Origin of the sequence: Klebsiella variicola, assembly GCF_000828055.2 — a bacterium.
In the GTDB taxonomy this organism is placed as follows: Bacteria; Pseudomonadota; Gammaproteobacteria; order Enterobacterales; family Enterobacteriaceae; genus Klebsiella; species Klebsiella variicola.
In genome coordinates this window covers 917,649-943,755 of sequence record NZ_CP010523.2, presented here as the reverse complement: position 1 = coordinate 943,755, position 26,107 = coordinate 917,649, and the positions used below count along the sequence as shown (strand labels likewise).

Sequence of the window (26,107 nt, the reverse complement as noted above, 5' to 3'; positions counted from 1 at the left end):
AAGCGGAAAGGTGAAAACGTGGCTGTTGCACAATGTCCCGCCTCGTGCGGAGAACTTATCCAGGGCTGGATCCTCGGCAGCGAGAAACTGGTCTCCTGCCCGGTGGACTGGTACAGCACCGTCGAGGTCGAGACCGGGGTGCCGCGAAAAGATGAGCGGCCGCTGTCGCGGGCGATGGTCGACCAGCTGCTGGCCCACTGGGGCTACCCCCCAGCGCTGAGCCAGCAGATCCGCATTACCCTGCACTCAACGATCCCGGTGGCCAAAGGGATGGCCAGCAGCACCGCCGATATCGCTGCCACCGCCGTCGCCACCGCCCATCATCTGGGCCATCTACTGGATGAGCCGACGCTGGCGCGCCTGTGCGTCGCGCTGGAGCCTACCGACAGCACCCTGTTTCGCCAGCTGACGCTGTTCGACCATAATACCGCCGCCACGCAAATCGCCTGTCCCCCTCCGCCAGCGCTCGACCTGTTAGTACTGGAGAGCCCGCTGACGCTGCGCACCACCGACTACCACCAGCTGCCGCGCGAGGCGGGTCTGTTGGCTAACGCCTCCCGGCTGCAGCTGGCGTGGGAGAAAGTACAGCAGGCCTGCCATTGCGGCAGCCCACAGCTGCTGGGCGAAGCGGCGACCATCAGCGCCATCGCCAGCCAGCAGCTGTTGCCCAAACCGGGGTTTGACGCGCTACTGCAACTGGTGGAAAGCGCAGGATTGTATGGCCTTAATGTAGCGCACAGCGGCAGCGTCGTCGGCCTGCTGCTGGACCGCCTTCGTCATGACGTCGAATTTCTGCAATGGCGGCTGGCAGAGAGCGACATCGCCGCCCACTGGCCGCAGCAGCATCTGCTGGCGATGGTGCCCGGGGGCGTCACCCTGCAGTAGGCCTCAGGCCAGCGCCCGGCGCAGCGCCGCCAGCAGCTGGTCGTTTTCGCTGGCGCTACGGATCGCCACCCGGAAATAACGGCTATCCAGCCCCGGGTAGTTGGCGCAGCTGCGGATCAGCACATGCTGGCGCAACAGGGCGTATTGCAGGTCAAGCCCTTGCCTGTCGCAGCGCAAGAACAGGTAGTTAGCACGCCCGGGCCACACGGTCAGCCCGGTAATCTCTTTCAGTCGTGAACAGAAACGCGCCCCCTCCTCCTGCAGCCATTGCCAGGTGGCCCGCTGATACGCCCGGTCCTGGAGGATGATCTCTCCGGCCAGGGCGGCATAGGCATTGATGGACCACGGCATTTGTCGCTCGCGCAGCCGGGCCACTGCCTGGGCGTCAGCGTTGAGCAGGTAGCCGAGACGCAGCCCCGGAATAGCATAAAATTTGGTGAGCGAGCGCAGAACCCAGACGTGCGGGTGCTGCGCCAGCAGGGGAATAAATCCCGGCTGGTCGGGGATAAAGTCGAGGAAGGCCTCATCGAGGATCAGGCTGATGTTCAGCGCCCGACAGCGCTGCGCAATGGCTTCCAGCAGGCCCCGCTCCGGCAGCAGGCCGGTGGGGTTGTTCGGGGTGCAAAGAAACAGGCAGTCCAGCGCCGGAGTCAGGGCATCGAGGATGGCGTCAGTCAGCTGCCAGCCATCGCACTCCCGGAGGGCATACTCCACCAACTCGCAGTCCACCGTCTGCAGCGCCCGCCGGTACTCCGCGAAACCAGGAATGACGATCATCGCCCGCCGCGGCTTAAGGCCGTGGACGAGGGTGAAGATCGATTCAGTTTCGCCGTTGCCGGCAAGGATATGCGCCGCCGGCAGCTGATGGTGGGCAGCCAGCGCCTGATGCAGCTGTTGATATTCAACGTCAGGGTAGCGCTCGGCGCAGCCTGGGTTGTCGACGATCGCCTGCCTGAGCGAAGCTGGCATCCCCAGCGGATTGATGTTGGCGCTAAAATCCAGCAGCTCGCCGGGCGCAATACCCAGCAGGGCGGCGGCCTCGCGGATGTTACCGCCATGGGCGCTTTTCAGTAAGGCCATATCCCTTTCCTGTGTGGTTATCCGCGACGGGCCAGCGTCGCGCCGTCGGCGAAGTAGGCTTTAATCCCGGCGAGGATCGACTCGGCTACCTCCTGCTGGAATTTGGCCGTTTTCAGCTTCCGCTCTTCTTCCACGTTGCTGATAAACGCCGTCTCCACCAGAATGGAGGGGATATCCGGCGCCTTCAGCACCGCAAAGCCCGCCTGCTCTACCCGATTCTTGTGCAGGTTATTGATATTGCCCATTTTCTCCAGCACCGCCTTGCCAAATTTGAGGCTGTCGGCGATGGTCAGGGACTGCACCATATCGAACATGGTGTGGTCGACATAGCGGTCGCCGCTCTTGCTGACCCCACCGATCAGATCCGAGGCATTCTGCGTCTGGGCGAGATATTTTGCCGCGGTACTGGTGGCCCCCCTGGTGGAGAGGGCAAACACTGAGGAGCCGCTGGGCTGGCGGCTGGTAAAGGCGTCGGCGTGAATCGATACGAACAGGTCGGCGCGCTGCTTCTGCGCCTTGGCGACACGCACCTTCAACGGGATAAACACGTCTTCGTTGCGGGTCATATAGGCCTTCATATTGCCTTCTTTGTCGATCAGCGCCCGGAGGCGGCGGGCAATCTGCAGCACCACATCTTTCTCGCGGGTGCGATACTTCCCCACGGCGCCGGAGTCTTCGCCGCCGTGTCCGGGATCGAGCATAATGACAATCGGCCGGTCACGCCCGGCTTTGCCCGGCTGCGGTCCGCTTTGCGCCGGCGGCACCTGACGCTCCAGATCGCCTTTGTTGTAATCCTCGAGCAGCGCCAGCAGCGGATCCTGAACATCGGTGGCGTTGGCGGGGTAGAGGTCCATCACCAGACGCTCTTTAAAGCCGGCCACCGGCGCGAGGGCAAACAGCTGCGGCTTGACGTTCTGCTTGAGCTCAAAAACCATGCGCACGGTTTGCGGATCAAACTGGCCCACGCGGGCGGACTGAATAAAGGGGTCGTCATCGCGGATCTGCCCCCCCATGCCCTTCAGCACAGAGTTAAGGTTAACCCCTTCCAGATCCACCACCACCCGCTCCGGGTTACTGAGGGCAAACTGCCGGTATTTCAGCACATGATTCGATTCTACCGTGACGCGCGTGTAGGTCGATGCTGGCCAGACGCGAACAGCGACCACCCGCGCATCGGCAGCCAGCCCCACAGGGCTCACGCTCATTAACCACATGGCGCCCGCGCCCTGCAGCAGACGGCGACGGCTTAATCCAGAGTTGTTTCCCGACATGCCACTCCCAAGCAATAAAAACGCATTTGTACCCAAAACAAACAGATTGACCAGAAACTTTAACGAAAGGCATATAACCTGTCATCTATAAAAGGGTAAACATTCATTGACACCCTGCGCCGGGTCACATGTTTTTCGTGGCTTAGCCTAAAATTGGCACTTGCGTTTAACAGCAAAACAGAATAAAAATACAATAATTACGAATAATCATGCATTGAGGGTTTGTCATGGTGAAGGAACGTCGCACTGAACTGGTAGAAGGATTCCGCCATTCTGTTCCCTATATTAATGCCCATCGGGGAAAAACGTTTGTCATCATGCTGGGCGGCGAAGCCATTGAGCATGAAAATTTCTCAAATATTGTCAATGACATAGGATTATTGCATAGCCTGGGCATTCGCCTGGTCGTGGTCTATGGCGCCCGCCCGCAGATTGACGCTAACCTCGCCGAGCACCACCACGAGCCGGTCTATCACAAGCAGACGCGAGTGACTGACGCTAAAACGCTTGAGCTGGTTAAGCAGGCGGCGGGGATGCTGCAGCTGGAGATCACCGCCCGCCTGTCGATGAGCCTCAACAACACCCCGCTGCAGGGGGCCCATATCAACGTCGTCAGCGGCAACTTTATCATCGCCCAGCCGCTGGGCGTCGATGACGGCGTCGATTATTGCCACAGCGGACGCATTCGCCGCATTGACGAAGAGGCGATTCATCGTCAGCTCGACAGCGGCGCCATTGTCCTGATGGGGCCGGTCGCGGTGTCGGTCACCGGCGAGAGCTTTAACCTGACTTCGGAAGAGATCGCCACCCAGCTGGCCATCAAGCTGAAGGCGGAGAAAATGATCGGCTTCTGTTCGTCGCAAGGGGTTTACAACCAGGCCGGAGAAATCGTCTCCGAACTGTTCCCTAATGAAGCGCAGGCCCGCGTCGAAGAGCTGGAAGCGGACGAAGATTATAACTCCGGCACCGTGCGCTTCCTGCGCGGGGCCGTGAAGGCCTGCCGCAGCGGCGTGCGGCGCTGCCACCTGATCAGCTATCAGGAAAATGGCGCGCTGCTGCAGGAGCTGTTCTCACGCGACGGCATCGGCACCCAGATCGTCATGGAGAGCGCGGAGCAGATCCGCCGGGCGACCATCAACGATATCGGCGGTATTCTTGAGCTGATAAGCCCGCTTGAGCAGCAGGGCATCCTGGTGCGCCGCTCCCGCGAGCAGCTGGAGATGGAGATCGACAAATTCACCATTATTCAGCGCGATAACACCACTATCGCCTGCGCTGCCCTCTATCCTTTCCCGGAAGAGAAGATCGGCGAAATGGCCTGCGTGGCGGTGCATCCGGATTACCGGAGCTCGTCGCGGGGAGAGGTGCTTCTGGAGCGTATTGCCGCTCAGGCCAGACAGATGGGACTGAGCAAGCTGTTCGTGCTAACCACCCGCAGCATCCACTGGTTCCAGGAGCGCGGCTTCACGCCGGTGGATATCGACCTGCTGCCGGAGAGTAAAAAGCAGATGTATAACTATCAGCGCCGGTCGAAGGTGCTGATGGCCGACCTCGCTTAGGCCCTTCTTCACCCTTTCTAACGGCCCGGGATAGCGCGACGCTTATCGCTTTATCCTGGGCCGGTCTCCCGCCACTCTTCGCGCCAGCGCTCGTCTGCGGTACGCGGGCGAAATTCCTGGTTTCCGCACAGGCCATTTCTTTCTCGCTGGCTCACCGATATGCTATTGGCTGTCGACAGGACGTCGACTGGCGCCACGGCCGCCACCCGCCCTGCAAGGATCGCTGAAATAATGGAAACCAAACCGAACTGGCTGGTCAGACATATCAACCTCATTACCGCCGCGGTCGCCCTCTATCCGTGGTTGCTGATGATATTGCTGCTCTGGGATAACCAGCGCCATCATCAGCATGGTTATGCCGCGCTCGGCGCCGCCATCGCGATATTATTCCTGCTGGCCCTGACGTCCGGCATGAATGTTCTCATCTCCTCGCTGGTGATTTTTGTTGCCCGCTGTTCCACCCCACCGCTGGCCAGCGGCGCGGCAGTCCGCTTTTGCGCCATGAACTCGATATCGGTGCTCTGGCTCATCCCCCTGGTCTTCAGCTACTGATTTTTCTGCCAGTCCGGGCAACGGGCTGCAGCATTTTCCATCGCCCGGATGCGGCCTCTCAGGGGGCTTCGCGCCCGGCGAAAATCTCCGCCAGGCCGCTGCGCCGCTCGGTGCGCGTCACAATGGCCTGGGAGAGCACCTGCTCGTCGGCATAGAGCGACAATCGCTTTTTCGCGCGGGTGATCGCCGTGTAGACCAGTTCGCGGGTCACCAGCGGGACGCTGCGCGCCGGCAGGATCAGCGCCGCATGTTCGAACTCGGAGCCCTGCGATTTATGCACGGTCATCGCCCAGGCGGTATCATGCTCCGGCAGGCGACTCGGTTGCACCGACTTGATGGTGCCGTCGGGCATCAGGAACCACACCCGCAGCTCGCCGTTGCGCTCCAGCGCTATGCCGATATCGCCGTTAAACAGCCCCAGCGCGCTGTCGTTGCGCGATATCATGATCGGTCGGCCGTCATACCAGCGGGAGTGGCGCGGCAGGGCGATCGCCCGCTGGCGGTTGAGCCGCTGCTCCAGCCTCTCATTGACGCCGCTCACGCCGTACGGCCCTTCACGCAGCGCGCACAGCAGCTGGAATTCGCTGAAAGCGGCCAGCATGGCCTGCGGTTCGGCCCGCTCGCGGCGCAGTTGCAGGTAGCGTTCATAGCCCTGCTGGGCCGCGCCGAGCATGGCCTCGTACTCTTCAGTCGTGCTGAGGGGATGAAGCGCGATATCGTCAAACGGCTGGCGCAGCGTGGCCTTCACCTCCGCGCGCGCGCCAGCATTCACCGCCCGCGCCAGGCTCCCGATACCAGAGTGACTGCCGAAGCGATAGCTCTTTTGCAGCAGGCACAAACTGTCTCTCAGCGCGCCAGCGATAGTCCCCTCGCCCGCCGGCACCGGCGAACCGGTCAGCCGGGTCAGCTCCTGCGCCCGCGCGGCAGTGTAACCCGAGCTCGCCCAGGCGCAGATATCCCCCAGCACCGCCCCCGCTTCCACGGAGGCCAGCTGGTCGCGATCGCCGAGGAAAATCACCCGCCCGTGGGCCGGCAGCGCGTCGATAAGCCGCGACATCATCGGCAGGTCAATCATCGAGGCTTCATCCACCACCAGCACGTCCAGATGCAGCGGGTTGCCGGCGTGATAGCGCATGCGCTGGCTGCCGGGCTGGGCGCCCAGCAGACGATGCAGCGTGCTGGCCTCGGTGGGAATTAACGCTTTCTGCGCGTCGGTCAGCGGCAGCTTTCTCAGCGCCGCGCCCAGCGATTCGGTCAGGCGCGCCGCCGCTTTCCCCGTCGGTGCCGCCAGGCGAATACGACAGCGTGGACTGTCGTCAATCTGGATCAGCGCCGCCAGAAGCTTCGCCACGGTGGTGGTTTTCCCGGTCCCGGGACCACCGGAGATCACCGAGATACGGCGGGTCAGCGCCACCGCCGCGGCCACTTTTTGCCAGTCGGTTTCGCCAGTGGCGGGAAACAGCGCATTTAGCGTTGACGCCAGCCGCGCCTCATCCATCTCCAGCACCCGGTTGGCTTCGTTAAAGAAGCGGGCGACGGTCAGCTCGTTGCGCCACATCCGGTTCAGATAGAGCCGGTCGCCGCATAAAATCATCGGCGCCGGAGCATCGCCGCAGCTCACTGCCGACGAAGCGAGCAGTAGCGCGGGCCAGTCCTCCGGCGCGCCGGCTTCGGCCAGCAGCCGATCGCGGATCTCCCCCGCTTTTCCGCTCAGCACCTCGTCGCCGCTCAACCGCGACAGCGGCAGGCAAACGTGCCCCTCGCCAGCATCCCGGCTCAGCAAGGCCGCCGCCAGCATGACCGCCGGCGGGTCGTTTTGCGCCACCATCAGGGCAAACTGGACGTCCAGCGGCCGCAGCAGACGCTGCTCCACCGCCGCCAGCAGTAATTGTTCGAAAGTCATGAGGTCTCCTCCTGAGTTTCTCCGGCAAAAAGCTGATCCAGACCGTCAATCAGCGGTCTCACCGGCCGGGTGGTGAAGATCCCCTGCCCCCCCTCCTGCCCGTCCATGCCGCGCAGGAAAAGATAAATCACGCCGCCGAAGTGGCGGTCATAGTCATAATCGGCCAGCCGGTGGCGCAGATAGCGGTGCAGCGCCAGGCTGTACAACTGATACTGCAGATCGTAGCGGTGGGCACGCATCGCCTGCTCCATTGCCGGCCGGGTGTAGGCCTCGCGGTCTTCCCCCAGCCAGTTGGATTTGTAATCCAGCAGGTAATAACGGCCTTCGTGGCGGAAGACCAGATCGATAAAGCCCTTCAGCATGCCACGCACCTGGCGGAAATCCAGCGGTGGCGTGTCGGCGGAGAGGGGATCGTACTGGCGGATAAGCGCGTCAAGGCGCTCCGCCGTCAGCAGCTGAGCGATAGGCAGATAAAACGCCATCTCCACCTGTTTATCCCGCGCCGCAAGCTGATTGAGCGCAATATCCGCTCCCGGCAGGCGAGTCTTCAGCACGCCCCCCAGCCAGTCGGTCAGCACCGGCGCCCACTGCGCGTCAAACCCGCTCAGCTGCAGCTTCTCCGCCATCCACCCTTCCGGCACCGGCTGGGTGAAGTCCAGCTCCTCAAACAGGCTGTGCAGGAAGGTCCCCGGCGCGGCGCCGCGCGGAAACTGGTGCGGAGTCAGCTGCGGCTCTTCCACGACTTCGCCGACGCCGGCGGCATCGACATCCAGACGCGGCAGCAGATCCTGCCCGCCGCTGAAACCATGCTGTTGCAGTCCGGAGTAGCTGGTCACCCGCCAGTCGTCGGCGATGCGGCGCTGCAGCTCGCGCGCCGACAGCGGGGGGATGGTCGCCGCGGGCGCCTGCCACGGGGTCAGATCCAGCTCGCCCGGTCTCTGTAATGCAATATCGCCATGACAGAAGTCCGCCAGCCGCGCGGCCAGCCCGGCGGCGTCCATGGCTTCGCCCGCCTGCAACAGCCGCCCCAGCGCGCTGAGGTGGAAATCGCTGTTGCCGGATTTCCGGCTGCTGAGCGGCGCCACGCCGAGGCTGCAGTGCCAGACCGCACGGGTCAGGGCGACGTATAGCAGGCGCAGATCTTCCGCCAGCCGTTCCGCCTCCGCCAGCTCGAGACTGGCCTCATCCTGGCCCAGATCCAGTACCGCCGCGAACGTCTCGCGATCGTGGTAGAACGCCTGGTCCTGTTTACGAAACCGGGCGATAAACGGCAGCCAGACCAGGGAGTACTCCAGCCCTTTTGACTTGTGAATGGTGACAATTTGCACGAGGTGCTTATCGCTTTCGAGACGCATCTGCTGGCTGGCGGCGTTGCTGTCCGGCTCGGCGATATGCTGCGCCAGCCAGCGCACCAGGGCATGCTCGCTTTCCAGCTGGCTGGCCGCCTCCTGCAGCAGTTCGCTGATATGCAGAATGTCGGTTAAGCGCCGCTCGCCGCCGCGGGTCGCCAGCAGATTCTCGGCGATATGCCGGGCCGTCATCAACGCCCGCAGCATCGGCATCACTCCGCGCTGACGCCAGATCTGGCGGTAGTCGCTGAACTCTTCCACCAGCGCGTCCCACGCCTGCTCATCCTGGTTCAGGTTTTCAATATCCAGCGCGGTCAGGCCAAACATCGAGGTCGCCAGCGCGCTGCGCAGGGTATTTTCCCGCTCCGGGGCCAGCACCGCCTGCAGCAGCCAGAGCAGCTCCTGGGCCTCCAGCGTCTCAAAAACGCTGTCGCGGTTAGAGAGGTAGACCGAGGGGATGCCCAGCGTCTGCAGCGCTTCACGCACCTGCGCCGCCTCCAGCCGGTTGCGCACCAGCACGGTGATATCCGAGGCCTGCACCGGGCGCGAGGTTTCCCCGCGCCACAGCAGCGCGCGCCCCTGCTGCCCGGCGCTCAGCCAGTCGCGGATCTGCGTGGCGCAGAGCTGCGCCATAAACGTTTGATAATCGCCAGACCCGACGGTGTCGCCGGGCATCAGCCAGACGTTCATCGCCGGTACGTCCGCCGCGTCAACGGTAAAGCACAGCCCCTGATTCTTTGCCGCCGCCTTCACCGGCAGAAACGGGATCTCGCGGAACATGAAGGGGTTATCGCTGAGGCTGAACAGCCGATTGACGCTGCCCACCATGCCCGGCGAGGAGCGCCAGTTGGTATCGAGGGTGTAGTGCGCGGCAACGTCGCCGCGCGCTTTCATATAGGTAAAGATATCGGCGCCGCGAAAGGCGTAGATGGCCTGCTTCGGATCGCCGATCAGCAGCAGCGCCGTCTCCGGCTGCTGGCGCCAGATGCGGCGAAAAATCCGGTACTGCTGGGGGTCGGTGTCCTGAAATTCGTCGATCATCGCCACCGGAAAACGCTGGCGAATGGCGCTGGCCAGCGCCTCGCCGCTGTCGCCGCGCAGCGCCTCGTCAAGCCGGCTGAGCATATCGTCAAACCCCAGCTCGCCGCGGCGGCGCTTTTCGCGGGCGACCGCATCGCGGATCTCGACCATCGCTCTCGCCAGCACCAGATCGGTGAGCGTCAGCGAGGAGGCCAGCAGCGACTCCACGGCGCTAAACAGGGGATGCACGGGTGGTTCGCCACCGGCTTTGGTGCGCTCGAGCAGAAACGACTGGGCAAATTTCTCCAGCGCGTCGGGCAGCTGGTAGCTTAACGTCTCTTCCTGCGCCCAGGCGTTCACTTTCTCAAGCCATTTGCCCTGGTTGCCACGATTGTATTTCCGCCGGTCGAGCCCGGAATTTTCCAGCACGCCTTCGATCTCGCCCACCTGCTCGCGCCACTGCTGCTTGAGCGAGTCAATGCGGGCGATGATCTGCTGATGGCGTTCAGCCAGCGTCTCGTCGGGGGCCGGCGGCGACTTAAGCTGCGGCGCTTCGCCCTGCAGCCAGCGGTCAAGAGACTTCAGCAGATCGCGCGGCCCTTTCCAGACGTCGTGGATCACCGCCGCGATATCGCGGGTCAGCGGATAGCAGTGGCGGCGCCAGAAGTCAGCGCAGGCCTGATAGCGCAGGCGGGATTCATCCTCGATCAGTTGCTGCTCGAACAGCATGCCCGACTCGAAGGCGTTAAGGCTCAGCATCCGTTGGCAAAAGCCGTGGATGGTGAATACCGCCGCCTCGTCCATCTGCCGTTCAGCCAGCAGCAGCGTCTTCGCGGCGTCGTCTTTATCATCGATCTCCGCCAGCAGCGCGCTGTAGAGCGGATTGTCGGATTCGCCGCGCAGGCAGGCGATGCGCAGTTCGTGGATGTTGCTGCGGATACGCCCGCGCAGCTCTTCGGTCGCCGCCTCGGTAAAGGTCACCACCAGCAGCTCTTCAACGCTGATAGCGCGGGAATAGGCGGACTCGCCGCCCAGCCCCAGCAGCAGCCGCAGATACAGCGCGGCGATGGTAAAGGTTTTTCCGGTGCCCGCAGAGGCTTCTATCAGGCGCTCGCCCCTCAGGGGCAAGCGCAGGGGATCCAAAGACTCAGCGGTGTCGGTCATTCATTCTCTCGCATCAGGGGTAAGGATTGCTGCAATGCGCTGACGTTTTCCCACACTTTGCCGCCTTTCGGCTGGGCATAGTCCGCTTTGCCATTCTGGCTACCGGAAATCTGGGACAATATCGTCATGCCCTGCGGATCCACCACCGTCTGATGGAAGAAGTCGGCAAGTTTTTGCGGCGTCAGCAGTTTAATCTGAGCCACTACTTTATCACGTGAATCAAAACGCATATTACCGCGATCGAAATCTTTGCTCAGTTTCGAGGCTTCATCGCCCAGCGTCTGCGGCGCCTGCAGCATCTGGCTTATCACCGCCTGCTGGAGCTGAGCAAACTCTTCCGGCTTCATCGCCCGCAGCTTCGCCTCCGCGGTGGGAAAGAAGGCCTGGAACCGCTGCCAGAGGAAGGCCGGCTGCTTATCGCTACTCTGCAGCAGGAAGCCCATGCCCCACTGGCGCCCCACGTTCATCGGGAAGGCAAAGACCGCATAGCCGAGCTGCTCTTCGGTACGCAGCTGGTTGTAGAACCACGGCTGAATAATCTGCCCCAGCAGGGTGCTGGCGGCGGTGCTGCTGAACTCATCCACGTTGGGCGGCGCGAACACCGCGGCCAGCGCGGAGTCGGTGCTGTTGCCCGCTTTGTTGAAGATCGCCAGCTGCTGCCGGTTCACCACCACGTCTTTATTACGGCACCATTCGTTGCCGTCGGCGCCCAGCTGCTGCTGGATCTGGCGGGCCAGCGTCGTGGCGGCATCGGAGGTCATATTGCCGATCACCATCAGTTCAGGACGCCCCTTGGTTTTCAGGTTGGCGCGGTAGTCGAGCACCTCTTTAAGGGTGATGGAGGGCAGCAGCGCCCGGCGCACTTCGCGCTGGAAGTACGGCACCTGGGAGACCATCTGGATCGGCATTATCGCCTGATCGTAGGCTTTGCCTTTCTCGGCGGAGTCCATCATCTGCGCATACCAGGATTTGGCCTGCTCCAGCTGCTCCTCGGTCGGCGTATAGCTGAAGTATCCCTGCAACAGATCGCTGAACAGTGCCGGAAGGTGCTGGGTATAGCCGTTGGCATTAACCATTAATCCGTTATTAGCGCCGGTGGAGAACGAAATGCCGCCGACCGCCGCCTGGTTACTGAGCTGATCGAGGGCGATGCCGGCGAGATAATCGTTGAGGGCAAACATCACCTGCCGGCGAGCGCTGTCCATCGCCTGGGGATTACGCAGCACCAGGGAGATATCCGCCTTCGGCTCGCTGGCAAAATACTGGCTCGGGGCATACACCACCCGCAGCGTCGGTTCATCAAGGATCAGCTGCGGATGCGGCCAGGCTTTATCGCTTTTGATGAGGGTGAAATCATCCGGAATATAGGGGTTGAGCACCGGCAGCTGCAGCTGGATGGCCTGCGATTTTTGCTGCCAGTCAGCGAACGTCTGCTCGCTAATCTTATCCACCTGATACGGCGCATCGACAAAATAGGCCGTCTTGTTATGCGGCTCCTGGGGGCTGATATACCAGATACGGGCGTTCTGTGGGGTCATCATCGCCAGCCGGTCTTTGATCGCCTGCGGGTCGTACTGGTCGGCAATATTCACCACGTCCAGCGCATGCTCGACCGGCACCCGGATCATGGTATCCGCCAGCCATTCCACGTAGTCCATGTCGCGGTTGATCGACGGATAGCGGAAATCCAGCGCCAGCACATGCGCCAGTTCATCGAAGTACCGTTTGTCGATGCCCTGAGTACGCAGGAGGTCGAGATAGCTGAAAATGGCCGCCGTCACTTCGTCGCGGTGCGCCAGGCCTTTATCGGTGAGGGTGGCAGAGATCGCCAGTACGCCGCTGTTGCCGTTTACCACCGGATCGGAATCGGCGCGGATACCTTCCGCCAGCCCCTGCTTTTGCAGCCAGTCGGAGAGCGTGCCCGGGCTGCGGTTGCCGATGAGATAGGTGACCAGCTCATCGGTTTTGCTGCGGAAGCGATCGCTGTTGTTGTCGATGCGAAACTCGACGCGCAGCACTTTGCGCGGCATCGCCGGCACATAGTGAATAATGATGCCTTTTTGCGCATCCGTTACCACCGGGACGGTAATTTCCGGCCTGCTGATCTGACGATTCGGCACGCGGCCAAAGGTGTCAGCAGCCATCCGCGCCAGCGCCGGCAACGGCTTGTTGCTGTAGATCACCGCTTTCATCAGGTTGGCGGAGTACCAGCTATCGCGGAAGGTATGCAGCGCATCAAGTACCGGGCTGCCGGGCTTATCGCTGAGCGTCTCGAGGTTACCACCGGAGAAGTGGGCCGCCGGGTGGGCCGGGTTGATGGTCTCCGCGCTGACCTGGGCCATGCGCATCCCGTCTCGCGTCCGGGCCATCGTCAGCTCGGCGTTGACCGCGTTACGTTCGCGGTCGGCATATTTTTTATCCAGCAGCGGCGCGGCGATGGCGTCGGCCAGGCGGTCTACGGCCCCGTCCAGCGCATCATTTTCCACTTCGAGATAAAACGCGGTGCGGTAAGGCGCGGTGCTGGCGTTATGGCTGCCGCCGTGCAGTTTAAGAAACTCTGCAAGGCTGTCAGGCTGGGGATATTTTTGCGACCCCATCAGCGTCATATGTTCCAGAAAATGCGCCAGCCCCTGATGATCGGCCGGATCCTGCAGGGATCCCACCGGCACCACCAGCGCCGACAGCGATTTCACCGCCTGCGGATCGGAAACCAGCAGCACGACCATGTCGTTATCAAGGCGGATCGCCTGATACTGACGCGTATCTTTTTCGCTTTTGCGGATCGTCTCCTGAATCGGCTGCCATCCGGTGTCGGCCTGACTAAACGGCGCCCAGAGGGCGGCCAGCACAACAAAAACCTTGAACCATAAACTGCGGGGCATTCACGAACCTCATCATTAACAAACTTGCGCTGCACAGCGTGCAGCCTTTTATGTCCATCAGTCCGTGATACGTTGCGCATAATAAATGAACCGCCATTCACTGCGCAATTTTTATACTATTTAAATTTGTGTGGACTGATGGTAACGATATAGCGGTAACAGATAACGCTGCGTCTGAGCAATAATTTCTTCGTAATGCGCCGGCTCCAGCGAACGCCACAGGCGTTGATACCAGATATCGGCGCCCTCCCCGCTGACCACCATATTACCTTCGTAGGTCTGCAGGAATTTGCTCCGCGCTTTCTGCTGCGTCTCTTCGTCCATTAAGATGACATCCTTTTCGGCGTCGTAACAGGCTTTCAGCCAGGCGCCACCGCTTTCCGGCAGCAGCAGCAGCGGCTGCGACATCCCCAGCAAATAGCCATCCACCAGCGCATTAAGGTACGCCTGCGCCTCGGCGGGCGCCAGCGCCGGGAAGCGCCACTCTCCCTCTTTCCGCACAAACAGCCGGCTCTCGCCGGTGCCGCCGCTGGCACAGTAGACAAGGTGTTCCAGCCAAAGTTGCATCCCCTGGGAGACGCTCAGCAGCGAAGGCCGCCAGCGCAGCAGACCGTCCGGCTGCACCTGCTGCAGCCAGCCGGTCAGGTTCACGCCGCCGCACTGCAGATCGATCTCCATACTCTGCGCCTGCTGGCGCTCGGCCATCACCCGCTCGGCCAGAGCCTGCATCTCCAGGCGCTGCGTCTCCCAGACCAGCTCGCCAAAGGCGCCATACGGCAGCTCGCCGGCGGCGCGGAAGCGGCGGAACATGGCTGAGTCGTCCTGCTCCTCGATAAGCGTATTGAGCAGTTGCTGATTCAGTTGATAACGGCTCAGCCCTTCAAGAGTGAAGGGCTCGTCGTCTGGAATATCGTCCTCTTCGGCGCGGAAATTGACCCGCAAACGCTGCTGAAAGAACGCGCGAACCGGGTGCTGCCAGAAGCGTAAGAGCTGCTCGAACGGCAGGCTGTCAATCGGCGGCGCGGTGAGCGGCTGTATAAAATCGCTATGCGCCTCTCCCTGCTGGCCGGCGGCGGCCAGCCATTCACGAGCGTAGCTCTTGTTCTCGTCTTCCTGGAAATTAGCGACGTCGAACGGCATGCGCGTATGCAGATGGGTGATATAGGCTTTGACCCGGGCTTCGCTGGCGTCGCAGTCAAGCTCTTCGTCGCCAGCAAGACAGTGGCTCTGGCCAATGTAATCCACCAGCTCCTGCACCAGCACCGAAGGAAAGCGCTCGCTGTTGTCCTGGATCGAACGTCCGATATAGCTGATATACAGCGTCTGTTCGGCGGACATCAGCGCTTCGAGGAACAGATAGCGGTCATCATCGCGCCGGCTGCGGTCGCCGCGCTGCGGCTTCTGGCTCATTAAATCAAAGCCCAGCGGCGGTAGCGTTCGCGGATAAACCCCGTCGTTCATCCCCAGCAGGCAAACCACTTTGAAAGGAATAGAGCGCATCGGCATCAGGGTGCAGATGTTGACCGGGCCAGCAAGAAAGCGCTGGCTGATCCGCTGCTGATCGAGACGCTGGGCCAGCTCATCGCGCAGTAGCGTCAGCGGCACCTGGTCGCCATACTGTGCTTCCAGACCGCTATCAATAACCGCCAGCCATTGTTGCTCAATCAGTGCCAGCGCCGCTTCGGTCTCGCTGTCCGGCAGGAAAAAGTCATTCAGCAGATCGCGACAGACCGGCAGCCACTCCGCCAGCGGCCTCTGCTGGGCAAGGCCGCGTCGCCACAGATTAAGCTGCATCAGCAGCGACGCGAGGTTGCCCACCAGTTCGGCGATCAAACCGCTGGATTCGTCATACGGCAGCACCGACTGCCACTCTCCCTCGCGGCTGTCCATGGCGTAGCCCAACAGCATACGGGTGAGGCCGAACCGCCAGGTATGCTGCCCGGTCGCAGGCAGGTCCAGCTCGCGGACGTTGTCGTCATCCATTCCCCAGCGGACGCCGGACTCGTTCACCCACTGGCGCAGGTAGCGCAGCCCTTCTTCCGTGATATTAAAGCGCGCCGCCAGCACCGGCACGTCCAGCAGCGCCAGCACATCTTCGCTGGCGAAGCGGCTGTCCGGCAGCGAGAGCAGCGTGATAAACGCCTGCAGCACCGGGTGCGACTCGCGGGCGCGACGGTCGGAGATCGCCCACGGCAACCAGCGATCGCCGCTGGCCGCGCCAAACACCGCCTGAATATAGGGACTGTAGCTGTCGATATCCGCCACCATGACGATGATATCCCGCGGGGTGAGCGTCGGATCCGCCTCCAGCATCGCCAGTAGCCGATCGTGCAGAACCTCCACTTCGCGCTGCGGACTGTGGCAGACGTGAATGCTCAGGCTGCGGTCATCCAGCGCCAGCGGACGTTTGTCGCGACTGTGGGCGAACGCCTCTGCGCTCTGCCCGGCCACCGCCGCGTTGCGCAGTTCGAGGATATCCGATTGCAGGTTATGCAACAGGTTATCGGGGGCAATATCGACAAAGGCGTCCAGCTCCTCATAGCGCTCCAGCCCCGCCAACAGGTAGATATAATCGCGCCCCAGTTTGCCCCAGGAGGCGAGCAACGGGTTGCCGACATCCTGTTCCCCAGCGTCATTAAACAACCCCGGCGCCTGCTCGGTGTCGCGAAACAGGGGTAGCGCGCGCGCCTCGCGGTGATGGCGCCGCTGGCGCGACAGCAGCTTCGCCAGGAACGCCGGATCCTTAATGTCTCCCCAGTAGTAGCGGCAGGGGTTGGTAAACAATACGTAGACATCGACATGCTTACCCAGCGCCTGCAGGGCCTGAAGATAGACCGGCGGCAGCGCGGAAATCCCGCAGATGAAGACGCGCGACGGCAGCCCGGCGGGCGGTTCGTCCGCTTTTTCCAGGGTACTGATAAAGCGCTGGTAGAGATTGGCGCGGTGCCACTGCGGTTGCCCCAGCTCGGCGGTATAGCTCACCAGCGCCTGCCACAGCGGCGCCTGCCACTGCTGGGCATCGCCGAGACCTTCCACCCGCTGGCCGGCCTCCCAGCGCATCAGCCACTCCGGGCGATAGACGAGGTACTGGTCATAGAGGTCCGCCACCCGGGCGGCGAGTTGAAACAGTTTGCGCTTGTCGCCGTCATCGCTCAGATACTGGCGCAGCAAGATAAAATCGTCTTCCTCCAGGTGCTGCGGCAGGAGGGTCATCAGCTTCCAGCTCATGCTCTGCTTGCTGAAGGCGCTTTCGCCAGGAATATCTTTCAGGACGCGCACGAACATGTCCCAGATAAAGCTCGCCGGCAGCGGGAACTCGATATTGGCGGCAATTCCGAAGCGCGAGGCCAGGGTCATCTGCAGCCACTGCGCCATACCGGTACTCTGCACCAGCACCATTTCGGCCTGAAAAGGGTCATCCAGCCGCTGGCGCTCGACGATAAATTCCATCAACGCCTCGAGAACATCCAGCCGGTTTGAGTGGTATACCCTTAACATAATTGCTCCTGACTACTGACTAACCGGGCAATGCAGCCGGGTCATCTGCACCCGCTTTGCAACGGGCCTACTGATCGTTACCGTGATGCTGACACATCTTTGCGTCGATGTCTGCATACGGCTTACCTGCCCGTGTTCCGGCGAGGGCGGCGCGGAGAGCTGGCTATAGCGCCACGCGTCCCGCCACAGCTGACGGGTCTGGTTCAACTGGACAATTCCTTGCGCCATTCCGCGCTGATAGCCGCCCAGCGCGGTGACCGTCAGCACCATCAGCGCCATCGCCAGCACGGTCTCCGGCAGGCTAAACCCCCGCTGATGCTTCAGGGCATTTGACATAAGCTCGCCTCCCTGAGCGGGCAAAAATCGCTCCAGCCGTGGGCGGAAAAACGCACCTGCCCGCCGCGCACCTCGCCGGACTGCCAGACCTGCACCTCGCCGCTGGCGCTGCTGAGCAACAGTGAACCGTCGCCGAAGATACGCAGGCAGGCACGCCAGCCCTGCGGCGTCTGCTCCCGGCAGGCCAGCGGCAGCTGCGCCGACCAGGCCTGTTGTTTTCCCCACTGCAGCGCCGAATGGGCTATCGCCGTATCGCGGATCGCCTGCGTTTCGCTGGCGGTTTGCGCCAGCAGCGCCCGCTGCTGCAGGTTAAGCCCCTCGAGTAACAGGCTGCCGAGGGTCAGCAACAGGAGCACCATCAGCAGCGACGACATTCCACGCTGACGGCTCACAGGTTATACCCCGTCACCCGCTGCTCAACCTCGCTCGTCAGGCCCCTCTGTTGCGCGGAGCGCGCCGCCAGCGTCACGCTCAGCTCCGGCGCGAAGCCCGAGGTGACCTGACGTTGTACCGAGAAGCGCGTCACCACGATGGCGGCCGGGTTGGTGATTTTCTCCCATCCGCCCCCGCGGCAGTCGCTGGCCCCGCGCAAGGTCTCCAGCGCGCCGTCGCGCAGGCGAAAGCCGGTGCTCTCCGCCGCTGCCGCGGGGGAGGTTTCCCATCTCCCGTTGCTGTTCGCATCCCAGCGCACAATCAGACACTCGCCATCAGCGGCTAGCTCCAGCCCGGCTCCGCCGCACGCTCCCCGGCAGTACCCGGCGCGCTGGAGATGTTTTCCCACGGCATGCACGCGCTGCCACAGCTCGTTCTCCAGGGCCAGCTGTTCGCCCTGGCGCAGAATATGACGCTGCAGGGCAGGCAGAAAACGGCAGGCCCCCATCAGCAGCAGCGAGCCGATGGCCATGGCGATAAGCGCCTCCGCCAGGGAAAATCCTCGACTGTTCACTGACACCCTCCTGCGCTGTCGCTGCGGCATAAACGAATCCGCCCCCAGTGTGAGATCACAATGCTCCAGCTGCCGGCCGCGCTCTGCAACCGCAGATTCCCCGCCCAGGCGGTGCTGCGCAGACCATAAAACCCCAGACCAGGCGTAACGCCAGCCAGCGTGATCCCCGGCCAGCGCGGGCGCAGCGTGAAGGATGTCCCCGAGGCGCATTCCGGCCCCTCCCCCTCCGCGCTCAGGCACCAGCCCACTTCGTCCTGGCCGACGCGAAGCACGCGGTCCCGGTTGTACGCGTTGGCGTCATCGCGCAGAAAGAGCAGAAAATCCCGCACCTGGACGGCGGTTTGCCACAGTTGTTGCTGCTGCTGCCAGCGCTGCCAGCCGTACAGGCCGCCGACGCTGAGGATCATCATCAGTGTCAGCGTTACCAGGGTTTCCATCAGGGTGTAGCCATGTTCTCTGTTCATGGCGTCGAGTATGCCGCGGCGGTTGACCCTGGCGCGACGACGGAAAATAGCTTTCCCGGCCAGATACGCAAAAAAGGTTTGCATACTCGACAGAGGAACATTTTTTTGCGAGCGTCTACCCAACTTCGCCCACCGCAACCGCCGGGGGGGCAGTGGGCAGGCTGAAGCGACCTTATCCCTGTGGCTATGGAGATAGCCTCCATTCTGATGGTGCAAAAGGCATAAAAAAACCGGCGCCATCGGGCGCCGGTTGATCATCTCTGCAGGGGGGGTTAAATCGCCACCGGCGCTTTAATGCCCGGGTGCGGATCGTAACCTTCAATCTCGAAGTCTTCAAAACGGTAGTCGAAAATCGACGCCGGTTTGCGTTTGATGACCAGCTTCGGCAGCGGACGCGGTTCGCGGCTCAACTGCAGGTTGGTCTGCTCAAGATGGTTGCTGTACAGATGGGTGTCGCCGCCGGTCCAGACGAAATCACCGACCTGCAGATCGCACTGCTGCGCCACCATATGCACCAGCAGCGCGTAGCTGGCGATGTTAAACGGCAGGCCGAGGAATACGTCGCAGGAGCGCTGATACAGCTGGCAGGAGAGCTTGCCGTCGGCGACGTAGAACTGGAAGAAGGCGTGGCACGGCGCCAGCGCCATTTTATCCAGCTCGCCGACGTTCCACGCCGAGACGATGATCCGGCGGGAGTCCGGGTCGTTTTTCAGTTGGTTCATCACCGTGGTGATCTGGTCGATATGACGACCGTCCGGCGCAGGCCAGGAACGCCACTGTTTGCCGTAGACCGGCCCCAGGTCGCCATTTTCATCTGCCCACTCGTCCCAGATGGTGACGTTGTTGTCGTGCAGATAGGCGATGTTGGTGTCGCCCTGCAGGAACCACAGCAGTTCATGGATGATGGAGCGTAAATGACAGCGCTTGGTGGTCACCAGCGGGAAGCCTTCCTGCAGGTTAAAACGCATCTGATGGCCGAAAATAGAGATCGTGCCAGTGCCGGTGCGGTCATTTTTTGGCGTGCCCTCGGTGAGCACTTTCTGCATCAAATCAAGATACTGTTTCATGGTTCCTCAAGAATTCTGTTGCTGCGGACGATGGCGGTAAGCCCAAACCATCATGATGATACCCGCAAGCACCATCGGGATCGAAAGAATCTGCCCCATGCTGATGTACTGCACCCAGCCGCCGGTGAACTGGGCGTCGGGCTGGCGGAAGAATTCCACGATGATGCGGAACAGGCCGTAGCCAATCAGGAACAGACCGGAAACGGAGCCGGTCGGGCGCGGTTTACGGATAAACAGGTTCAGGATCAGGAACAGCACCACGCCTTCCAGCGCCAGCTCGTACAGCTGCGACGCGTGACGCGGCAGCGCGCCGTAGGTATCGAACAGCGATTGCCATTCCGGATGCGTCGGCAGCAGCGCCAGGTCTTCGGCACGGGAGCCCGGGAAAATCATCGTGTAGTGGAAGCTCGGGTCCACGCGGCCCCACAGCTCACCGTTGATGAAGTTGCCCAGACGTCCGGCGCCAAGGCCAAACGGGATCAGCGGCGCGATAAAATCGGAGACCTGGAAGAAGGTGCGTTTGGTGCGTCTGGCGAAGATAATCATCACCAGGATCACGCCGATCAGGCCGCCGTGGAACGACATGCCGCCGTCCCAGACGCGGAACAGATACAGCGGATCGGCAAGAAATACCGGCAGGTTGTAAAACAGCACGTAGCCGATACGGCCGCCCAGGAAGACGCCGAGGAAGCCCGCGTAGAGCAGGTTTTCCACTTCATTTTTCGTCCAGCCGCTGCCCGGACGATTCGCCCGACGGGTGGCCAGCCACATCGCAAAGACAAAGCCCACCAGGTACATCAAACCGTACCAGTGGAGGGAGACCGGGCCTAGAGAAAAAATGACCGGATCGAACTCCGGAAAATGCAGGTAGCCACTATTCATCTGTCACCATAAAGACTTGTTATTCCGCCGAAAGTGGACAGCGGTGATGATCTATGCCCGATAAAAACGGGCACGCCGAAGGAGGCGAATCATAGCATAAGCCTGGAGTGCGATCCGCGCCGAACGTGTAAAAGATATGTATACGGATGCTAACAGAATGCCGTTTTCCCGGCGGTACCCTATTTTGCCGGATGGTGCGAGCAGAGGATCCCCGGGTTACGGCTTACGCCTCACCCGGGCTACCGCTACCGCCCGCCGCGGATCAGGCCGCCGAGACCGCGACGCTCCATAAAGGCCGCCACCTGATGGCGCACCTCAGCGGTCATCTGGGCATCAAGGCTGCGACGCGACAGCTCCTGCGCCTCTTCGATATCAATGCGGCGCAGCAGATATTTCACCCTCGCCACCGAGCGGCCGTTCATCGACAGATGGCGATAACCGAGGCCGATAAGGATCGTCACGCACATCGGGTCGCCCGCCATCTCGCCGCACAGTCGCAGATCGATGCCAAAGCGCTCCGCGTCATGGGCGATCATCGCCAGCGCCCGCAATACCGCTGGATGCAGGCTGTCATACATGCTGGCGACCCGGGTATTGTTGCGGTCGACGGCCAGCAGGTACTGGGTCAGGTCGTTCGTCCCTACCGAGATAAAATCGATCCGACTGGCCAGCTGCGGCAGCATAAAGACCATCGACGGGACCTCCAGCATCACCCCCAGGCGCGGACGTGGGATGGCGTAGCCGATCATCTCTTCCACTTCCCGGCTGGCGCGGTCGATCAGCCGACGGGCCTCATCCACCTCCTCCAGACTGGTCACCATCGGCAGCAAAATGCTGAGGTTGCCGGTGGCGGCGTTGGCGCGCAGCATCGCCCGCACCTGGATCAAAAAGATCTCCGGCTGATCGAGGGTGATGCGGATCCCGCGCCAGCCGAGGCACGGGTTCTCTTCGCTGATCGGCATATACGGCAGCTGTTTATCCGCGCCGATGTCCAGGGTACGCAGGGTCACCGGTTTGCTGTTAAACATCTGCAGCATGCCCTGATACTGGGCGACCTGCTCCTCTTCAGAGGGGAAGCCGCTCTGCAGCATAAAGGGAATTTCGGTACGGTAGAGGCCAATGCCGTCAACAAAGCTGCCGAGCTTCTCTTCGTGCTCCGGGCTTAAGCCGGCGTTGAGCATGACTTTCACCCGCTCGCCGCTTTTCAGCTCCGACGCGCGCTGGAGATCGTCCTCCGCCAGGCGGCTGAGCTCGTTCTCTTCGCTAATAAGGCGCTGATATTCCTGCAACAGGACAGGTTCGGGATCCACCAGCAGCTCACCGCGATAGCCATCGACAATCAGCGTATGGCCATGCAGCAGAGAGGGCTGGATATCGGCGCCCATCACCGTCGGGATCCCGAGGGCGCGTACCATAATGGCGGCATGGGAGTTGGCGGCGCCATCGCGCACCACCACACCGACCAGACGATCCTGCGGCACTTCGGCGAGGGTGGTGGCCGACAGCTCGTCCGCCACGAGGATAATGCGCGCCGGCCAGGTGTTGGGCCCCTGAATGCTGTCGTCGAGATGGAACAGCAGACGCTGACCCAGGGTACGCAGATCGCCGGCCCGCTCTTTCAGATAACCGTCGCTGAGCGCGGCAAACTGTTCGGCGAACTTCTCAATGATCTTTTTGACCGCCCACTCGGCCACCGCGCCTTTGTCGACTTCGGCAAACAGCTCGCGACGCAGGCGGGCGTCGGAGAGGAGGTGCGAGTAAAGATCGAAGATCGCCGCCGTCTCTTTTTGCGCGCCGGCAGCGTAGCGTTTGCTGTAGCGACGAAATTCGTTAGCCGCCTCTTCCAGCGCGCCGGTCAGGCGTTCGCGTTCCGAGGCGGTGTCCAGCGTCGAGGCTTCATACACCTGCTCCATCAGCGGCAGGCTGACGTCCATCCAGCCCTCGGCGATCGCCACCCCGGAAGAGGCCGGGAGGGCGCGAATGCGCGTCTGACGATACTGGCCGAACAGGGCGTTCAGCTGGGACTGGGAGAGGATCGCCGCCATCTGGGTGGCGAGGGTGACGAGGAAAGACTCTTCGCTTTCATCAAACTGACGCAGCTCGCGCTGCTGGACCACCAGCACGCCCAACAGCTGGCGGCGCTGAATGATCGGCACGCCAAGGAAGGCGCGGAAGCGGTCCTCTTTGACGGCAGGGATATATTTGAAGCTGGGGTGTTTTTGCGCATCGGCGAGGTTGATGGGCTCCGCCAGGCGGCCAACCAGACCCACCAGGCCTTCATCGAACGCCAGCGCAACGGTGCGCCCGCGAGGTTTTTTTAACCCGCGGGTGGCCATCAGGTAATAGCAGCGTCGGTCATTGTCAGCCAGGTAAACCGAGCAGACTTCCGTCTCCATCGCCTGGCAGACATCCGTCACCAGAATATCCAGCGCCTCGTTTAAACGCGGCGCACTCGCGACCTTCTCGACTATTTCTCGCAACCGAGTGAGCATAATGTGCGTGGCTTAACCTCTTTTACGTCGATAAGCAGGCGCGCTTTGCGGCTTAGGTGCACTCTCCGCCAGCGACATGGTCACGCTGGCGAACTCTTTCATCACCCGGCGGTAGACGTCGCGCTTGAACGACACCACCTGGCGGACCGGGTACCAGTAACTCACCCAGCGCCAACCATCAAATTCTGGTGTACTGCTGGTTTGCATATTGATGTCCGCATCGTTGCCGATCAACTGCAAAAGAAACCACTTTTGTTTCTGGCCGATACAAACCGGCTTTGTGTCCCAACGCACCAAACGTTTAGGCAACTTGTAACGCAGCCAGTTACGGGTTGAGGCAAGGATCCGCACATCTTTACGGCTTAACCCGACCTCTTCAAACAATTCCCGATACATCGCCTGCTCTGCGGATTCTCCTGGATTTATGCCCCCTTGCGGGAACTGCCACGAGTGCTGACCATAGCGCCGGGCCCACATGACCTGGCCCTGACGATTACAGATTACAATACCGACATTTGGGCGGTAGCCATCGTCATCAATCACCGGACTACCTCAAGATAAGCTTCAATGTGAATGATTGTTTCACACTCGCCGGAAACGGTAAACCACTCTGTTCGCACACTGAGAACGGATAACATTTGAATAACTCACAGTAATGGCCAGAGTTATAAACAACGAATGCGGCTTAGGCCCTATTTTATTCACTTTTTCTGTGGATAGAGTTGTGAAGAAGTACGGAATTACCCCGGGAAAACCCGGAGTAATCTGAACATCGCACCGCTAACACCTTAAAATAATGATAGCATATTCATCAAGTTAGAATATATTCCTTTCATTTATTACAACGTAACGTGACGATCATCACATATGCGATCCGCTGACTGATGAAAGATCGAGCAATGTCGATTTTATCCACAGATTACGCGCAGACCGCGGGCAGGTTTTCTCTAAAATTTCGATTTTCGTCGCACGTCAAGGCTGTAAATCGAACCAGTAGTGAGGCTTTTCCCCAGTTATCCCAATTTTCTGTGGATAACATGGTGTAAGATCCTGTTTATTGTCAGTGACCAGTTCTGGAAAACCTGTTTTCACGGTTTTCACCCGCGGCGCAATAAGTTTAAAAACTCATATAAATCATGACATTGGTATAGTTACTCAGAAAACGGTAAACTCTATCCACAACGCGCAAAAATAGCGCTCATTTTTTAGCCAAAGGTAGCGCCCTATGCCCACTATCGCCCCTCTCTCCTCGCCGCCGCAAAGTCAGGAACAGTTGCTGGCCCAGGCCCGTCAGCTGGCTGGCTATTCGCTGGGCGAGCTGGCGGCGCTGGCCGGGATCCCCATTCCGCGCGATCTGAAACGCGATAAAGGCTGGACGGGCATTCTGCTGGAGCTGTGGCTGGGCGCCAGCGCAGGCAGTAAACCCGAGCAGGATTTCGCCGCGCTGGGGGTCGAGCTCAAAACGATCCCCATCGACAGCCGGGGGCGTCCGCTGGAGACCACCTTCGTCTGTGTCGCCCCGTTAACCGGCAATAGCGGCGTCACCTGGGAGAGCAGCCATGTGCGGCATAAGCTGCAGCGCGTCCTGTGGATCCCGGTGGAGGGTGAGCGCACCATTCCGCTGGCGGCACGGCGCGTCGGCGCACCACTGCTCTGGAGTCCGGACGAAGACGAGGAGCGCCAGCTGCGCATGGACTGGGAGGAGCTGATGGATCTCATTGTTCTGGGCGAAGTTGAGCGCATTACCGCCCGCCATGGCGAGGTGCTGCAGTTAAGACCGAAAGCCGCCAACAGCAAGGCGCTGACCGAGGCCATCGGCGCGCACGGGGAGACGATCCTGACGCTGCCGCGCGGCTTTTACCTGAAAAAGAATTTTACCGCCGCCCTGCTCGCCCGCCATTTCTTGTTACAACACGATTAATTTTTTGTTCTGCGTTAGGGCTTGCATATAATTGCTGCTTTCTATTTTGCAGGACTTTGAACAATGTTATTTGCATGGATAACCGATCCTAACGCCTGGCTGGCGCTGGGCACGTTGACGCTGCTGGAGATCGTGCTCGGGATCGATAATATTATTTTTCTCTCTCTGGTCGTGGCCAAGCTCCCCACCGCCCAGCGCGCCCACGCGCGACGGATCGGTTTGATGGGCGCGATGGTCATGCGCCTGGCGCTGCTGGCCTCTATCGCCTGGGTAGTGAAACTGACCAACCCGCTCTTCACCGTCCTCGGTCAGGAGATTTCGTTTCGCGACCTGATCTTGCTGCTCGGTGGGCTATTCCTTATCTGGAAAGCCAGTAAAGAGATCCATGAATCTATCGAAGGTGAAGAAGAGGGGCTGAAGACCAACGTCCACTCCTTTCTCGGCGCTATCGTGCAGATCATGCTGCTGGATATCATCTTTAGCCTCGATTCAGTGATCACCGCCGTCGGCCTGTCGGATCATCTGTTCATCATGATGGCGGCGGTGGTGATTGCGGTGGGGGTGATGATGTTCGCCGCGCGACCTATCGGCGATTTTGTTGACCGCCATCCTTCGGTGAAAATGCTGGCGCTGTCGTTTCTGATCCTCGTCGGCTTTACCCTGATGCTGGAAAGTTTCGACGTTCATGTGCCGAAGGGATACATCTATTTCGCCATGTTCTTCTCTATTGCGGTGGAGAGCCTTAACCTGCTGCGTAATAAGAAAAACCCGCTGTAAACCACAAAATTGCAGCCTGGTCACAGGCTGCAACCCTTTTTCAGACTTTACTGCTTTTT

Annotated in this window: 20 protein-coding genes; 6 read left to right on the top strand and 14 right to left on the bottom strand. The window is 61.0% G+C overall.

The window, feature by feature from the left end; translation table 11 throughout:
- Positions 1-18: 18 nt before the first annotated feature.
- Entirely contained in the window at positions 19-885 is an 867-nt protein-coding gene (locus SP68_RS04475; protein ID WP_032755755.1) for a GHMP family kinase ATP-binding protein, read from the top strand.
- A gap of 3 nt (positions 886-888) precedes the next feature.
- Here SP68_RS04475 and cobD read toward each other — a convergent pair whose 3' ends face one another.
- On the bottom strand, positions 889-1,965 hold the full coding sequence (gene cobD / locus SP68_RS04470; protein ID WP_012967290.1) for a threonine-phosphate decarboxylase CobD: 1,077 nt from the start codon (positions 1,963-1,965) through the stop codon (positions 889-891).
- Between the two features lie 17 nt (positions 1,966-1,982).
- Positions 1,983-3,236, bottom strand: a complete 1,254-nt coding sequence (gene amiC, locus SP68_RS04465; RefSeq protein WP_008806319.1) for an N-acetylmuramoyl-L-alanine amidase AmiC — start codon at positions 3,234-3,236, stop codon at positions 1,983-1,985.
- Between the two features lie 227 nt (positions 3,237-3,463).
- On the opposite strand from amiC, the gene argA reads away from it, so the two are divergent.
- Complete coding sequence (argA, locus tag SP68_RS04460) at positions 3,464-4,795, top strand: amino-acid N-acetyltransferase (RefSeq protein WP_004149616.1); 1,332 nt, start codon at positions 3,464-3,466, stop codon at positions 4,793-4,795.
- Positions 4,796-5,026: 231 nt separating this feature from the next.
- Positions 5,027-5,347 (top strand): hypothetical protein, encoded by a 321-nt coding sequence (locus tag SP68_RS04455; protein WP_008806320.1) that lies wholly within the window; start codon positions 5,027-5,029, stop codon positions 5,345-5,347.
- Between the two features lie 58 nt (positions 5,348-5,405).
- On the opposite strand, the gene recD is transcribed toward SP68_RS04455, so the two are convergent.
- The 12 genes from recD to rppH all read right to left on the bottom strand — a co-directional run bounded on the left by recD (position 5,406) and on the right by rppH (position 23,893).
- The gene (gene recD / locus SP68_RS04450) at positions 5,406-7,250 is read right to left on the bottom strand and encodes an exodeoxyribonuclease V subunit alpha (RefSeq protein ID WP_040968847.1); all 1,845 of its coding nucleotides are present in this window, start codon (positions 7,248-7,250) and stop codon (positions 5,406-5,408) included.
- Complete coding sequence (recB, locus tag SP68_RS04445; RefSeq protein ID WP_022064907.1) at positions 7,247-10,783, bottom strand: exodeoxyribonuclease V subunit beta; 3,537 nt, start codon at positions 10,781-10,783, stop codon at positions 7,247-7,249. The genes recD and recB overlap by 4 nt, the downstream gene beginning before the upstream one ends.
- Entirely contained in the window at positions 10,780-13,665 is a 2,886-nt protein-coding gene (gene ptrA / locus SP68_RS04440; RefSeq protein WP_032733765.1) for a pitrilysin, read from the bottom strand. Before ptrA ends, recB begins: the two co-directional genes overlap by 4 nt.
- 120 nt (positions 13,666-13,785) lie before the next feature.
- Complete coding sequence (recC, locus tag SP68_RS04435; RefSeq protein ID WP_040968848.1) at positions 13,786-17,163, bottom strand: exodeoxyribonuclease V subunit gamma; 3,378 nt, start codon at positions 17,161-17,163, stop codon at positions 13,786-13,788.
- Between the two features lie 12 nt (positions 17,164-17,175).
- On the bottom strand, positions 17,176-17,499 hold the full coding sequence (locus SP68_RS04430; RefSeq protein WP_016161768.1) for a prepilin-type N-terminal cleavage/methylation domain-containing protein: 324 nt from the start codon (positions 17,497-17,499) through the stop codon (positions 17,176-17,178).
- On the bottom strand, positions 17,484-17,891 hold the full coding sequence (locus SP68_RS04425; RefSeq protein WP_032691242.1) for a DUF2509 family protein: 408 nt from the start codon (positions 17,889-17,891) through the stop codon (positions 17,484-17,486). Before SP68_RS04425 ends, SP68_RS04430 begins: the two co-directional genes overlap by 16 nt.
- Positions 17,888-18,445, bottom strand: coding sequence for a prepilin peptidase-dependent protein (locus tag SP68_RS04420; protein ID WP_023298179.1), 558 nt, complete (start codon positions 18,443-18,445; stop codon positions 17,888-17,890). Before SP68_RS04420 ends, SP68_RS04425 begins: the two co-directional genes overlap by 4 nt.
- Positions 18,442-18,993 carry a prepilin peptidase-dependent protein gene (locus SP68_RS04415; RefSeq protein WP_016161770.1) on the bottom strand — a complete coding sequence of 184 codons (552 nt, stop codon included), beginning with the start codon at positions 18,991-18,993 and terminating at the stop codon, positions 18,442-18,444. The genes SP68_RS04420 and SP68_RS04415 overlap by 4 nt, the downstream gene beginning before the upstream one ends.
- 188 nt (positions 18,994-19,181) lie before the next feature.
- On the bottom strand, positions 19,182-19,976 hold the full coding sequence (gene thyA, locus SP68_RS04410) for a thymidylate synthase (RefSeq protein WP_008806329.1): 795 nt from the start codon (positions 19,974-19,976) through the stop codon (positions 19,182-19,184).
- Between the two features lie 6 nt (positions 19,977-19,982).
- On the bottom strand, positions 19,983-20,858 hold the full coding sequence (gene lgt, locus SP68_RS04405; protein ID WP_002915934.1) for a prolipoprotein diacylglyceryl transferase: 876 nt from the start codon (positions 20,856-20,858) through the stop codon (positions 19,983-19,985).
- Positions 20,859-21,103: 245 nt separating this feature from the next.
- Entirely contained in the window at positions 21,104-23,350 is a 2,247-nt protein-coding gene (gene ptsP / locus SP68_RS04400; protein ID WP_008806330.1) for a phosphoenolpyruvate--protein phosphotransferase, read from the bottom strand.
- Positions 23,351-23,362: 12 nt separating this feature from the next.
- Positions 23,363-23,893 carry an RNA pyrophosphohydrolase gene (gene rppH / locus SP68_RS04395; RefSeq protein WP_004205443.1) on the bottom strand — a complete coding sequence of 177 codons (531 nt, stop codon included), beginning with the start codon at positions 23,891-23,893 and terminating at the stop codon, positions 23,363-23,365.
- Positions 23,894-24,346: 453 nt separating this feature from the next.
- Here rppH and SP68_RS29005 point away from each other — a divergent pair, with 453 nt between their 5' ends.
- From SP68_RS29005 to SP68_RS04385, 3 genes are all read left to right on the top strand, one after another.
- On the top strand, positions 24,347-24,490 hold the full coding sequence (locus tag SP68_RS29005; RefSeq protein ID WP_012540652.1) for a hypothetical protein: 144 nt from the start codon (positions 24,347-24,349) through the stop codon (positions 24,488-24,490).
- An 85-nt stretch (positions 24,491-24,575) separates the two neighbouring features.
- Positions 24,576-25,271 (top strand): DNA mismatch repair endonuclease MutH, encoded by a 696-nt coding sequence (mutH, locus tag SP68_RS04390; RefSeq protein WP_008806331.1) that lies wholly within the window; start codon positions 24,576-24,578, stop codon positions 25,269-25,271.
- Positions 25,272-25,334: 63 nt separating this feature from the next.
- On the top strand, positions 25,335-26,048 hold the full coding sequence (locus SP68_RS04385) for a TerC family protein (protein ID WP_004205441.1): 714 nt from the start codon (positions 25,335-25,337) through the stop codon (positions 26,046-26,048).
- Positions 26,049-26,107 lie beyond the last annotated feature (59 nt).